This window comes from Microbacterium sp. NPDC055988, assembly GCF_042269505.1.
In the GTDB taxonomy this organism is placed as follows: domain Bacteria; phylum Actinomycetota; class Actinomycetes; order Actinomycetales; family Microbacteriaceae; genus Microbacterium.
On sequence record NZ_JBHJXY010000001.1, the window covers coordinates 685157 to 697686 of the forward strand.

The 12530-nt window shown below is 69.4% G+C and carries 13 protein-coding genes; 9 read left to right on the forward strand and 4 right to left on the reverse strand.

Annotation, left to right across the window (positions count from 1 at the left end):
• Positions 1–104: 104 nt before the first annotated feature.
• From ACFC14_RS03465 to ACFC14_RS03485, 5 genes are read left to right on the forward strand one after another with little or no spacing between them, the layout of a single operon-like run.
• Entirely contained in the window at positions 105–1067 is a 963-nt protein-coding gene (locus ACFC14_RS03465) for a ribokinase (RefSeq protein WP_376101230.1), read from the forward strand.
• 38 nt (positions 1068–1105) lie between these two features.
• Positions 1106–1510 carry a D-ribose pyranase gene (gene rbsD, locus ACFC14_RS03470; RefSeq protein WP_376101231.1) on the forward strand — a complete coding sequence of 135 codons (405 nt, stop codon included), beginning with the start codon at positions 1106–1108 and terminating at the stop codon, positions 1508–1510.
• On the forward strand, positions 1510–2322 hold the full coding sequence (locus ACFC14_RS03475) for a GntR family transcriptional regulator (RefSeq protein ID WP_376101232.1): 813 nt from the start codon (positions 1510–1512) through the stop codon (positions 2320–2322). Before rbsD ends, ACFC14_RS03475 begins: the two co-directional genes overlap by 1 nt.
• A gap of 21 nt (positions 2323–2343) precedes the next feature.
• Entirely contained in the window at positions 2344–3402 is a 1059-nt protein-coding gene (locus tag ACFC14_RS03480) for a PLP-dependent cysteine synthase family protein (RefSeq protein ID WP_376101233.1), read from the forward strand.
• 23 nt (positions 3403–3425) lie between these two features.
• Positions 3426–3941 carry a glycine cleavage system protein R gene (locus ACFC14_RS03485; RefSeq protein ID WP_376101234.1) on the forward strand — a complete coding sequence of 172 codons (516 nt, stop codon included), beginning with the start codon at positions 3426–3428 and terminating at the stop codon, positions 3939–3941.
• Positions 3942–3960: 19 nt separating this feature from the next.
• On the opposite strand, the gene ACFC14_RS03490 is transcribed toward ACFC14_RS03485, so the two are convergent.
• Entirely contained in the window at positions 3961–4644 is a 684-nt protein-coding gene (locus ACFC14_RS03490) for a FadR/GntR family transcriptional regulator (protein ID WP_376101235.1), read from the reverse strand.
• Positions 4645–4822: 178 nt separating this feature from the next.
• Between ACFC14_RS03490 and ACFC14_RS03495 the strand changes: the two genes are divergently transcribed.
• The 4 genes from ACFC14_RS03495 to ACFC14_RS03510 are packed head-to-tail and all read left to right on the forward strand — an operon-like array spanning position 4823 to position 9310.
• A complete protein-coding gene (locus ACFC14_RS03495; RefSeq protein WP_376101236.1) occupies positions 4823–6058 on the forward strand; it encodes an aminotransferase class V-fold PLP-dependent enzyme in 1236 nt (411 codons plus the stop codon).
• A gap of 58 nt (positions 6059–6116) precedes the next feature.
• On the forward strand, positions 6117–7427 hold the full coding sequence (locus tag ACFC14_RS03500) for an ABC transporter substrate-binding protein (RefSeq protein WP_376101237.1): 1311 nt from the start codon (positions 6117–6119) through the stop codon (positions 7425–7427).
• A gap of 3 nt (positions 7428–7430) precedes the next feature.
• Positions 7431–8393, forward strand: coding sequence for a carbohydrate ABC transporter permease (locus tag ACFC14_RS03505; protein WP_376101238.1), 963 nt, complete (start codon positions 7431–7433; stop codon positions 8391–8393).
• Positions 8390–9310 (forward strand): carbohydrate ABC transporter permease, encoded by a 921-nt coding sequence (locus ACFC14_RS03510; protein ID WP_376101239.1) that lies wholly within the window; start codon positions 8390–8392, stop codon positions 9308–9310. The genes ACFC14_RS03505 and ACFC14_RS03510 overlap by 4 nt, the downstream gene beginning before the upstream one ends.
• 110 nt (positions 9311–9420) lie before the next feature.
• Here the strand turns inward: ACFC14_RS03510 and ACFC14_RS03515 are convergent, their stop codons facing one another.
• The 3 genes from ACFC14_RS03515 to ACFC14_RS03525 form a co-directional block, all read right to left on the reverse strand.
• Positions 9421–10434, reverse strand: a complete 1014-nt coding sequence (locus tag ACFC14_RS03515) for an aldo/keto reductase family protein (protein ID WP_376101240.1) — start codon at positions 10432–10434, stop codon at positions 9421–9423.
• A gap of 75 nt (positions 10435–10509) precedes the next feature.
• A complete protein-coding gene (locus ACFC14_RS03520) occupies positions 10510–11019 on the reverse strand; it encodes a hypothetical protein (RefSeq protein WP_376101241.1) in 510 nt (169 codons plus the stop codon).
• A gap of 10 nt (positions 11020–11029) precedes the next feature.
• Positions 11030–12529: a PLP-dependent aminotransferase family protein gene (locus ACFC14_RS03525; RefSeq protein ID WP_376101242.1), complete on the reverse strand. Its 1500-nt coding sequence runs from the start codon at positions 12527–12529 to the stop codon at positions 11030–11032.
• Position 12530 lies beyond the last annotated feature (1 nt).

Below are 12530 nucleotides of genomic sequence, written 5' to 3' on the forward strand. Positions count from 1 at the left end.
GGGCAACCTGTCGTTACAGGTGCGGATTCGGCTAATGTAATGACAGCCACCGCGGTCTGTCAAAGCGTCGGCTACGCCTGCCGTCGAGGAAGATCAGGAGCGAGATGACCCCCGCACACCCCGAGGACCGCACCGGCGTCGTCATCGTCGGCAGCGTCACCGCCGACGTGACCACTTTCTCCCGACGCCTGCCCGCCAGGGGCGAGACGATCCTGGGCGACGAGTTCACCCTCATGCTCGGCGGCAAGGGCGCGAACCAGGCCGTCGCCGCCGGACGCTCCGGTGCGCGCACGAGCTTCGTCGGCTGCGTGGGAGACGACCTGTTCCACGACCTCGTCGTGGACGGACTGACGGCCGCGGGAGTCGACCTCGCACACCTGCGCACGGTTCCGGGCCCCACCGGCGTCGCGCACATCCGCGTCGACTCGTCGGCGCAGAACGACATCGTGATGGTGCCGCTCGCGAACGCCGCGCTGAGCGCCGCGCAGATCGACGAGGCGCTGGCGGCCCTCGCCCCCTCGACCTCGGTGCTGCTCACCCAGCTCGAGACGCCGTCCGCGCTCACCGCCCACATCACCGCGCGCGGGCGCGAGCACGGCATGACCGTGATCCTCGACCCGGCTCCGGCCGCCGAGCTCGACGCCGAGATCTGGCGGAGCATCGACATCGTCACCCCCAACGAGACCGAGGCGACCCTGATCAGCGGCATCGAGGTGACGGATGCCGCGTCGGCCGAGCGCGCCGGACGCTGGTTCCTCGCCCAGGGGGTCGGTGCCGCCGTGATCACCCTGGCGGGCCAGGGCTCGTGCGTCGTGACGGCCGAGGGCGCATCCGTGATCCCGCCGTTCCCGGTGGAGGCGGTCGACACGACAGCGGCGGGCGACGCGTACGCCGGCTACCTCGGTGCCGCTCTCGCGAACGGCAGCACTCTGGCGGATGCCGTTCGCCTGGCCACCGCGGCCGGCGCGCTGACCGTCACGAAGCAGGGGGCCTCGCCGAGCCTGCCGCACCGCGCCGACGTCGACGCATTCCTGACGGCCCGCACGGCCGCCCCCGTCGCGAGCTGAACCAGCGAACCCGAGCACCCGGAGAACCGAGGAGACACATGCGCAAGACAGCCACCACGATCAATCCTGCGCTCTCCCGCGTGATCAGCGAGACCGGGCACACCGACATGATCGTCGTCACCGACGCGGGCCTGCCCATTCCTCCGGGTGCCGAACGCATCGACCTGGCCTATCGCCCCGGCGCTCCGGCATTCCTCGACGTGCTCGACACCGTGCTCGCCGAGCTGGTGGTCGAAGGAGCGACCGTCTCGGCCGAGGTCGCCCAGAAGAGCCCGGAAGTGCTGGAGGCGCTGCGGGAGAGGTTCGCCGGCACGGGGTTCGAGATCGAGCTCATCCCGCATGCGGAGTTCAAGAAACTCAGCCAGGGCGCCCGCGCGTTCGTGCGCTCCGGCGAGTTCACCCCCTACGCGAACGTGATCCTGCACGCGGGGGTGGCGTACTGATGGCCATCGTCGACGACGCGATCGATCGGCATTCCGCCGCACCCATGTACGACCAGCTGCGCCAGCTGATCATCGACGGCATCGCCCGCGACGGCCTGCAGCCCGGCGACCCGCTGCCCGGCGAGCACCGGCTGTGCGAGCGGTACGGCATCTCGCGCACGGTCGTGCGCCAGGCACTCGCCCAGCTTGAGCACGAGGGGCTGGTCGAGCGGGTGAAGGGCAAGGGCACGTTCGTCTCACGCCCCCGCACGAGCGAGAGCCTCGTGCACACGCTGGTCGGACTGTACGACGACGTCGAGCGCCGTGGCGGACATGTGCACAGCGACGTGCTGCGGCACGAGCAGGCCACAGCCGACGAGGAGGTCGCGCTCGCGCTCGAGGTGCCGGTCGGCTCTCCGGTCGTGCTCCTGGAACGTCTGCGCCACGTCGACGGCGAACCCTGGTCGCTCTCGACGACCTGGATGCCGGAGGCCGTCGGCTCCGTCACTCTCGGCGCCGACCTGACCGAGGGATCGCTCTACCGACTGCTCGCCGACAACGACATCGTCGCAACGCACGGCGTGCGCTCGGCGGAGGCGACCGTGGCCACACATGAGCAGGCGCAGCACCTGGGGGTCAGCGCCGGCTCGGCCCTGCTGCGACTGCGCAGCATCAGCCGCAGCTCCGACGGCACGCCCATCGAGTACTTCATCGCGTATCACCGCGGCGACCGCTCGCGCTTCGAGTTCCAGCTGCAGCAGGAACAGGGGCAGGCCTCTCTCCTGCACGTCGACGGCGACGGTGGCGCCTCGCCCGCCGGGACGGTCGGCTGACCGGCCGGTAGTCTCGAGGGCATGAGCGACTGGACCAGCACCGCGATCGCCCTGCTGGAAGCCGACGCCAACCGCAGCGCCGACACGCACCTGCACCTCTTCCCGCTGCCGCCCGAGTGGGGCATCGACCTCTACCTCAAAGACGAGTCCGTGCACCCGACCGGGTCGCTCAAGCACCGCCTGGCGCGCTCGCTCCTCCTCTACGGACTGGTCAACGGCCGCATCCGCGAGGACACCACCCTCGTCGAATCGTCGAGCGGGTCGACCGCGGTCTCCGAGGCGTACTTCGCCCGGATGCTGGGCCTGCCGTTCATCACCGTCGTGCCGCGCTCGACCGTGCAGGAGAAGATCGACCTCATCGAGTTCTACGGCGGCATCTGCCACTTCGTCGACCGCGCCGAGGACATGTCGCCCGAGGCGCAGCGCCTCGCCTCCGATTGCACGGGCCACTACCTCGACCAGTTCACGTTTGCCGAGCGCGCGACCGACTGGCGCGGCAACAACAACATCGCCGAGAGCGTGTTCAGCCAGCTCGCGCAGGAGCGGCATCCGATCCCCGCCTGGATCGTCACCGGCGCCGGCACGGGTGGCACGAGCGCGACCTTCGGGCGGTACGTGAAGTACCGCCGGCACGAGACCCGCATCGCCGTGGTCGACCCCGAGGGCTCGGCGTTCTACGACGGGTGGGCAGGCACTGTCGACCCGCCGGCCGGGCGCCCCAGCCGCATCGAGGGCATCGGCCGGCCGCGGGTCGAGGCCTCGTTCGTACCCACCGTGATCGACGAGATGATCCGCGTCCCCGATGCCGGCTCCATCGCCGCGATCCGGATGCTGCGCGAGCGCACCCTGCACTGGGCCGGCGGCTCGACCGGCACGAACCTGTACGGCGCGTTCCAGCTCATCGCCCGGATGCGGGACGCGGGCGAGACCGGCAGCGTCGTGACCCTGATCTGCGACAGCGGGGTCCGCTACGCCGGCACGTACTACTCCGACGAGTGGGTGGCGGCGCAGGGCTGGGACCTCGCCCCGCACCGCGCGCGGCTGGATCGGTTCCTCGAGACGGGCGTCTGGGTGGAGTGAGACCCTCGGGCTACGCTGGCCGCATGACAACTCTGATCCTCACCGTCGCGGGTGCAGACCGTCCCGGCCTCGTGGCCGCCGTCGCCGATGTCGTGGATGCACACGGCGGCAACTGGGAGAACAGCTCGCTGGCGGAGCTCGCCGGAACGTTCGCGGGTGTGATCGAGGTCTCGGTCGCCGAAGACCGGGCGCCGGAGCTGAGTTCCGCGCTGCGCGGACTCCAGGGGCAGGGACTGCTGACTCTCGCCGTGCTCACCGGGTCGCCGGACGCGGATGCCGCCGACGACCGGCTGCTCCAGATCCAGGTGCTGGGCAACGACCGGCCCGGCATCGTGCGCGAGGTCTCCGGCGTGCTGAGCGCCCATGCCCTGAGCATCGAGGAACTCGCCACCGAGACGCGGGATGCCGCGATGGCCGGCGGCCGCCTGTTCGAGGCATCCGTGGTGGCGAAGGTCCCCGCCTCGGTCGACCTCGATGCCCTGCGCGACGACCTCGAGCGCCTCGCCGCCGAGATCCAGGTCGACATCACCCTCGACTGACCGGACGGAAGACCCGGCGTCAGTCCTCGAGCCCCGAGTACCGCCGCACCCAGTACTCCGTGTAGGCCACATGGGCAGAGGCCGCAGCACTCGCGGCGACGGGGTCGGCCGCGGCGAGCCCCCGCAGGATCGCGCGGTGCCCGGCATCCGAGTGCACCTTGAGCTCGGCGGCGTCCCCGGGTTCGGAGATCCGGTAGGCCCGCGAGCGTGACCGCAGCACGTCGATCAGGCTGGTCAGGGCCTCGTTGCCGGCGACGCCGGAGATCGCCATGTGGAACTCGTGGTCCAGCCGCGACTGCGCCTCGAAGTCGGTGGTCGCCTCGATCTCGGCGAGCACGCGGTCCAGCGACTCGACGGTCTCCCGATCGATGCGCGCTGCGGCGAGGGCGGCAGCATGGGGTTCGAGCACGCGGCGCAGCTCGGTGAGTTCGAGCACGCCCGCCATCGGCAGCAGCCCGACCGTGAGCGACAGGCTGCCGATCAGGTCGGCCGCCCGCAGCTCGCTCACGTAGCTGCCCGAACCATGCCGCGTCTCGAGCACGCCGAGGGCGGCGAGCATCCGGATCGCCTCACGGAGGGATCCGCGAGAGACGCCGAGTCGTTCGCAGAGTTCGCCCTCGCTCGGCAGCCGATCCCCGGGCCGTAGCGCACCATCGGCGATCAGCGCCCGCAACCCGTGCAGCGCCGTGTCCAACGCACCCATCGTCATCCTCCCCGACGCCGTCGATCTGACACCGCCGACTCTTCTGCGAGTCTGTCGGAACCGTCACGGCCGACAAACTCGTATGACAAGTATGTTTCCGTTTTGGGTCTTCGTGGCGTATATCGACAGTCTGTGGCAAAGTTGTGCAACAACTCGCCCGACTCATCGATGAGGACTGATGCCCGCACCGCTGTTCCCCGCACCGCTCACGCTGAACTCCGGCATGCGAGCACGCGACGCCTGGCCCCTGGACCCGACAGTGATCCACCTCAACCACGGATCCTTCGGCGCGGTCCCGTCGGTCGTCGTCGCGCATCAGGACGCCTTGCGCCGTCGCGCAGACCTCAGCCCGGTCGAGTGGTTCCCGCGCATCGCCGAGCGCGTGCAGGAGGCCCGCGAGCGCACCGCCCCGTTCGTGGGAGCCCGGGCGGAAGACAGCGTCTTCGTGCCCAACGCCTCGGCCGCGGCGACTGTGGTCTACAACGCGCTGCAGCTCGAAGCCGGCGACGAGATCCTCGTGACCGATCAGGGCTACGGCGCCATCACGATGGGAGCCGAGCGTCTCGCCCGCCGGTTCGGCGCCGGCGTCCGCACCGTCGCCCTCCCGTTGCTGTCGTCCGACGACGAGATCGTGCAGCTCTTCGTCGACCAGCTCACGCCCCGCACCCGCCTGATCGTGGTCGACCAGATCACGTCGCCGACCGCCCGGGTGCTGCCGACTCGGCGCATCGCCGACGCGGCGGCCGAGCGCGGCGTGCGCACGCTCGTCGACGGCGCCCACGCTCCCGGTCTGATTCCGGATGCCGCTGCCGTGGCGGGCGGCGACTGGTGGTTCGGCAACCTGCACAAGTGGCCGTGCGCACCGCGCGGCTCCGCCCTGCTGGTCACGTCCGCCGCCGACCGCGACGAACTCTGGCCGCTCATCGACTCCTGGGCCGCGCGCGAGCCGTACCCGGAGCGCTTCGACACCCAGGGCACGATCGACGCCACGACCTACCTGGCCACACCCACCGCGATCGACTTCATCGAGAGCGAGTTCGGCTGGGCGGCCGCACGCACCGCGATGGCGGAGATCGCGGATGCCGGCGCCGAGCTGATCGCCGAGGCCCTGCGCCCGTACGGCGATGAGGACCCGCTCACCCCGCTCCCCTCGCCCGTGCCGTCGATGCGGCTCGTGCGTCTGCCGCTCGGACTCGGCGCGACCCGCGAGGAGGCCGACGCCCTGCGCATGGACCTGCTCGACGCGGTCGGGGTCGAGACGGCGTTCACGAGCTTCCGCGGCGTCGGGTACTTCCGACTCTCGGCACACCTCTACAACGAAGCCGCCGATTACGAGGCCTTCGTCGAGCGCTGCATCCCGCAGATCCTGAGCCGTGCCGGCATCCGCCCCGCCGACTCCCTCATCGTCCCCTGACCGCACCCTTCCCACCCGACCGCAACACCCACCCCCAACCCCCACCGAGAGGCACATCGTGAGGAACAAGATCTTGACGACCGCAGCGGGATTCGGCACCGTCGCCGTCCTCGCTCTCACCGGCTGTTCCGCGAGCTCCGGCCCGTCCGCCGACGGCAGCGTCACCCTGCAGATGGTCGAGAGCCTGACCAACCCCGCCCGCACCGAGCTCCTGCGCGGACTGCTCGACGACTTCGAGAAGGCGAACCCGAAGATCACGGTCAACCTCGTCTCGCCCCCCACCGAGCAGGCTGACGCGAAGATCCAGCAGATGCTGCAGTCCGGCAAGGGCGTCGACGTGCTGGAGGTACGCGACATCACGGTCGGGCCGTTCGCGAACAACGGCTGGCTGTACGACCTCGGCCCCGACCTCGAGAAGTGGGACGGATGGGATGCGCTGACCGACAACGCCCAGTCCGCCTCGGTGGCCGAAGACGGCAAGAGCTACTTCGTGCCCTACGGCTTCTACGGCCTGTCGCTTTTCTACCGCACCGACCTCGTGGAGGAAGCGGGCTTCGACGGCCCTCCGCACAGCTGGAAGGACCTGCTGGAGCAGGCATCCGCTATCCAGGACCCGTCGAACAACATCTACGGCTACGCCTTCCGCGGCGGCCAGAACGCCAACAGCAACGTCGTCGCGGCCATCGAGGCGTACACGATCGACGGACTCGACGTCGACGACGCGTTCCTGATGGAAGACGGCTCGACGATCTTCGCCGCCCCCGAGGCGCAGGAAGCCGTCGACGACTACTTCGACCTGTTCAAGGAGGCTTCCCCGCCCTCGGCCGTCTCGTGGGGCTACCCCGAGATGGTCGCCGGCTTCACGAACGGCACGACCGCGTTCCTGCTGCAGGACCCCGAGGTCATCGCGACCGTGCAGGACTCTTCGCTGACCGAGGACCAGTGGGACACCGCGCCGCTGCTGGTCGGCCCGTCGGGCAAGGCTGCCCAGCCGCTCGCCGTCGCGGGCTGGGGCGTCGCCGAGAACAGCGAGAACAAGGAGGCATCCGTCAAGCTGGTCGAGTTCCTCTCGTCCGCCGAGCCCGCCACCGAGTTCGCACAGGCCAACAGCCTGGTGCCGATCATCTCGGCCGCGGCCGATGACGAGTTCTACTCGTCGGGCCCGTGGACCAGCTACGTCACCATGACCGAAGACCCGGAGACCTACGTCAACGTGCGCCAGCCGCGCGGTGTCAGCTGGTGGACCGAGTGGATCCAGAAGTCCGACCAGGACGTGCAGAACGTGCTGCTGGGCAACATGTCGACCAGCGACCTGCTGGCATCGTGGGATGCGTTCTGGACCGAGAAGTACGCCGCGGAAAAGGACTGACCTGTGGCCCGCACCGCTCAGAAGGGAGGCTCCGTCGGCACTGCTTCGCAGCAGACCGCCGCCGGGGCCTCCCCGACATCCCGCCGCCGCCCGTTCCGCGGCCGCCAGGCGTGGACGCTGCTGGCCTTCCTCGCGCCGGCGATCGTCTTCGTCTGCTGGTTCACCTACTGGCCGATGCTGCAGGGCGCGCGCATGGCCTTCCACGACTGGAACCTGTGGGACCTCACGTCGACGCCGTTCGTGGGCTTCGACAACTTCCTCGCGGTGTTCCGCGATCCGGCCTTCCCGACGGTGGCGTGGAACTCGGTGCTCTGGGTCGTCGGCTCGCTCGTACCGCAGCTCGTGATCGGGTTCCTGATCGCGCTGGCCCTGCGCAAGAAGTTCCGCTTCCGCGGGCTCTACCAGGCGCTGGTGTTCTTCCCGTGGGCGGTGTCGGGCTTCCTGATCGGCATGCTGTTCCGCTGGATGTTCAACGCCGAGTTCGGCGTGGTCAACGACCTGCTCATGAAGGCGGGGCTGATCGACGCCCCGCTCCCCTGGCTGGCCGATCCGAAGCTCGCGATGTTCGCCGTGATCGTCGCCAACGTCTGGTACGGGGTCACGTTCTTCGCGATCATGATCCTCGCGGCCCTGCAGTCGGTGCCCGACGAGATGCTGGAGGCGGCGAGCCTCGACGGCGCGGGCAAGTTCCGGCAGCTGTTCTCGATCATCATCCCGTACATCTCGATGACGCTGCTGCTGACGATCCTGCTGCGCGTGATCTGGATCTTCAACTTCCCCGACATCATCTACGCGATGACCAACGGCGGTCCCGCCAACCAGACGCACATCATCACGACCTGGATGATCAACTACACCCAGCAGGGCAACTACGGCTTCGCGAGCGCGATCGGCCTCATCGTGATGGCCGTGCTGTTCGTGTTCTGCGCGTTCTACCTGATGGCGATGCGGAGAGTGCAGCGATGACCATGACAGACGCCTCCCGGAAGGGATCCTCGATCACCGAGACACGGCGCATCACCGTGCCGGACCCGGCATCCGCACCGCGTCCGAAGCCTCGCGTCACGATCGGCGGCGTCATCCGCGTGGTCGGGCTCGGCCTCTGGCTCGTGATCACCCTGTTCCCGCTGTACTGGATCGCGCTGACATCGTTCAAGTCGCCGGGCACGATCAACCGCTTCCCGATCGAGTACTGGCCGAGCGAGCCCTCGCTCGAGAACTACGTCAGCCTGTTCGAGAAGAGCTCGTTCGGTGTCTTCCTCGGCAACTCGGCCCTGGTCGCGGTCGTCGGCGGTGCGGTGGCGACGCTCATCGCGCTGCTGAGCGCCTACGTGCTCGCCCGGTTCGAGTTCCGCAGCAAGGGCGCGATCCTGATCGCGTTCCTGTTGACGCAGATGATCCCCGCGTTCATCGCGCTGGGCCCGCTGTACTCGATGATGACCGACCTGGGGCTGGTCGACACCAAGCAGGGCCTCATCCTCGTGTACATCGCGATCTGCATCCCGTTCTCGACGGTCATGCTGCGCGGCTTCTTCGAGAACGTGCCGGATGCGCTCGAAGAGGCGGCGATGATCGACGGATGCTCGCGCCTCGGCGCTCTGTTCCGGGTGCTCGTCCCGGTGATGACACCCGGCATCATCGCGGCGTTCATCTTCAACTTCGTGAACTGCTGGAACGAGCTGTTCCTGTCGGTCGTGCTGATGAACACCGACGCGAACCGCACCGTGCCCTCGGCGCTGAACGGCTTCATCTCGACGTTCAACATCGATTGGGGTTCGATGAGCGCCGCCGCCGTGCTGACGATCCTGCCGACCATGGCGATGTTCGCCCTCGCGAGCCGCTGGATCGTGCAGGGCCTGACCGCCGGCGCTGTGAAGGAGTAGCCCCCGCATCTCCGCCGAGACCCCCCGTTACCGCCGAGACCCCCGCCTGCGAACGTCTGCAGACGGGGGTCTGGGCGCGAAACCGGGGCTTCAGCGAGAGTGCCCGAGAATCAGGTCAGGCGCGCCTTCGGCGACACCGAGTAGGTGTGCTCGGCGTCGCGGTTGACCGTGTCGCCCAGGGCCGTGTCGATCGCGGCCAGGGTGTCGGAATCGAGCTTCACTCCCGAGGCCTTGACCGTCTCGGCGAGCTGCTCCGGACGGGAGGCTCCGACCAGGGCTGCGGCCACGTTCGGGTTCTGCAGCACCCACGCGATCGCGAGCTGCGGCATCGACAGCCCCGCCTGGTCGGCGATCGGCTTCAGTCGCTGGACGGCGGTGAGGATGTCGTCCTGCAGGAAGCTCTTGATGAAGTCGGCGCCGCTGTGTGGATCGGTCGCGCGCGAGCCCTCGGGCACCGGCTGACCGGGCAGGTACTTGCCGCTGAGCACGCCCTGCGCCATCGGCGACCAGACGATCTGCGAGATGCCCAGCTCTTCGGATGCCGGCACGACCTTGCCCTCGATCACGCGCCACAGCATGGAGTACTGCGGCTGGTTCGAGATGAGCTGGATGCCGAGCTGCTTCGCGAGGGCGTGGCCTTCGCGCAGCTGCTCGGCCGTCCACTCCGAGACGCCGATGTAGAGCGCCTTGCCCTGGCGGACGACGTCGGCGAACGCCTGGAACGTCTCCTCGAGCGGAGTCTCGTAGTCGAAGCGGTGCGCCTGGTACAGGTCGACGTAGTCGGTGCCGAGGCGCGTGAGCGAGCCGTTGATCGACTCGAAGATGTGCTTACGGCTCAGGCCGGTGTCGTTCGGACCCTTGGGGCCGGTGGGGAAGTAGACCTTCGTGAAGATCTCCAGCCCCTCACGGCGCTGCCCCTCCAGAGCTTTGCCGAGCACGACCTCCGCAGCCGTGTTGGCGTAGGTGTCGGCGGTGTCGAAGGTGGTGATTCCGGCATCCAGTGCGGCGTGCACGGTCTTGACCGCGGCGTCATCACCGACCTGCGAGGCGTGGGTGACCCAGTTGCCGTAGGTGATCTCCGAGACCTTGAGACCGCTGTTGCCGAGATAGCGATAGTTGACCATGGAACAACGCTACTGGCTGCATGCGATGGTCGGGTTGGATGGGGGCCGGATGGGGGTCGGATGCGGGGCTCGGGGTCAGACCGACGCGGGAGCGGAGCGTGCACGGAGCACGGTGACGACCCCGCCGATCACCAGGGCAGCGGCGGCGAGTGCACTGACCGCGTAGAACGGTCGCACACCGGGAAGGGTCACGCCTGCCGAGATCATGAAGGTGTCGGCCAGCGCCATGCCCGGTCCGAAGGATGCGATGAAGAAGCCGGGGCCTCCGAGCATGAGGAGGCTCAGGAGACTCATCGCGGGAACCACGGGATGGGCACGCGCACGCACGGCCACCACCGCGACGACCAGGGAGAGCACGACCCCGACACCGAGGATCGCGATGGTCATGCCCACGCTCATCGACTCACCGGCGTCGCTCAGTTCTCCTCTGATCTGATCCAGCGAGAGCCCTGGCGCTGCCGCAAGGGGCGTCCACACCAGTATCTGCACGGCGGCGAGCGCCGCGTAGGCCGTGACCGCGAGCACGCCGGCGATCGAGATCCACAGGGTCTGAGTCCACAGGGTCCGGCGCTGCATCCGAGTCATGCGCGTCATCCTAGGAACGCATCCCGAGAGTCTCCCGATACTCACGCCAGGCGGCGCCGAGCCGGCGGATGCCCTCGGTGAGCACATCGTCGGGCGCGGTGAAGGGGATGCGGATGTGGTCGTCGGGCGAGACGGAGACAGCGAACGCCGCGCTCCCGGCGATCGAGACCCCGTGCGTCGCGGCGACCCTCGCGAGCGCGGCGGCGGAACCCACCGGAACCCGGACCCACAGCGACAGTCCACCGCGGGGCGCCTCGACCCTCCAGTCGGGCAGATGCTCGGCCATCAGCTCCTGCAGCAGACGCAGGCGCTCCTGGTGGATGCGGCTGTTCGCCCGGCGAAGGTCGTCGGCGCGGGCGATCAGGTCGAGGGCGAGCAGCTGCCCCGGCACGCTCGTGGATTGGTCGGCGAGCTGGCGGGCCCCGCGCAGCCGGCGCACGAGCACGGGGTCGGCGCGCAGCCATCCGATGCGCAAACCCGCCCACACCCACTTCGACACCGACTCCACGACGATGATCGGGGCGTCCGCCCGTTCGGCGGCGAGGGTCGGCGGCACCACCCCGTCGAAGGAGATGCCAGCCACGACGCGGTCCTCGATCACGGGCACGCCGTACTGGGCGGCGAGTTCGGCGACGCGATGCCGCGCGGCAGCGGGAAGGCGCGACCCCGTGGGGTTCTGGTGGTGGGGGTTGAGGGCGACGAGCACGGGTCGCAGGCGAGCGAGGGCCTGTTCGAGCGCGTCGACGTCGAGCCCGTCCGGACCCATCGGGACGCCGTGCACCGTGCCACCGCGCAACCCGACCGAGTCGGTGACGCCCGGCCAGGTGATCTCCTCGGCGAGGACGACGTCGCCCGGGCTGACGAGAGCGTTGACGACGAGGCTGATGGCCTGCTGCGCGCCGTGCGTGACGAGGATCTGCTCCGGCGTCGTCGGGGTGCCCTCGGCGATGTACATGTCGGCGATGAGGGTGCGCAGCGCGGGGAGGCCTGCGGGGTCGGTCTCGGGCAGCAGCGCCAGCTCGAGCCGCGGCGTGTGCTCGCTGATGAGCTGCACGCCCAGCTCGGAGATCTGCGGCACGGTGCGCAGCAGGTCGATCGCATTGGGCAGCGCCGAGAACAGCGCCTCTCCCCGCCCCTGCCGCTGGACGGGAGCCACGGATGCCGCGGCACCGGCGATGCGCGTGCCACTCCCCTGCCGCCGATCCACCAGACCGCGCTCGGCGAGGTCGGCGTATGCGGCGACGACGGTGCCGCGCGACACGGAGCTCGCCGCGGCGAGAGCGCGCTCGGCCGGCAGCCGATCGCCGGAGCGCAGTTCGCCGCCCGTGATCAGGGACTCGATGCCGCGGGCGAGCCGAGTGGCGAGCGTGCCGTCGCCATGCGTCCAGCGACCGAGTCGCGCCGCGAGCACGTCGGATGACACCTCGCCGCCGCGCACGAGAGCCGGAGAGGCATCCGTAGCCGATCCGTGGTCCAGTGGCCACTTATTGGCCCTGTCATCCGTGCTCATG

What these genes read in the sequence shown, in the direction of transcription:
- ACFC14_RS03465 (WP_376101230.1), top strand. Translation starts at nt 105, where the DNA reads ATGACCCCCGCACACCCCGAGGACCGCACCGGCGTCGTCATCGTCGGC.
- rbsD (WP_376101231.1), top strand. Translation starts at nt 1,106, where the DNA reads ATGCGCAAGACAGCCACCACGATCAATCCTGCGCTCTCCCGCGTGATC.
- ACFC14_RS03475 (WP_376101232.1), top strand. Translation starts at nt 1,510, where the DNA reads ATGGCCATCGTCGACGACGCGATCGATCGGCATTCCGCCGCACCCATG.
- ACFC14_RS03480 (WP_376101233.1), top strand. Translation starts at nt 2,344, where the DNA reads ATGAGCGACTGGACCAGCACCGCGATCGCCCTGCTGGAAGCCGACGCC.
- ACFC14_RS03485 (WP_376101234.1), top strand. Translation starts at nt 3,426, where the DNA reads ATGACAACTCTGATCCTCACCGTCGCGGGTGCAGACCGTCCCGGCCTC.
- ACFC14_RS03490 (WP_376101235.1), bottom strand. Translation starts at nt 4,644, where the DNA reads ATGGGTGCGTTGGACACGGCGCTGCACGGGTTGCGGGCGCTGATCGCC.
- ACFC14_RS03495 (WP_376101236.1), top strand. Translation starts at nt 4,823, where the DNA reads ATGCCCGCACCGCTGTTCCCCGCACCGCTCACGCTGAACTCCGGCATG.
- ACFC14_RS03510 (WP_376101239.1), top strand. Translation starts at nt 8,390, where the DNA reads ATGACCATGACAGACGCCTCCCGGAAGGGATCCTCGATCACCGAGACA.
- ACFC14_RS03515 (WP_376101240.1), bottom strand. Translation starts at nt 10,434, where the DNA reads ATGGTCAACTATCGCTATCTCGGCAACAGCGGTCTCAAGGTCTCGGAG.
- ACFC14_RS03520 (WP_376101241.1), bottom strand. Translation starts at nt 11,019, where the DNA reads ATGACTCGGATGCAGCGCCGGACCCTGTGGACTCAGACCCTGTGGATC.
- ACFC14_RS03525 (WP_376101242.1), bottom strand. Translation starts at nt 12,529, where the DNA reads ATGAGCACGGATGACAGGGCCAATAAGTGGCCACTGGACCACGGATCG.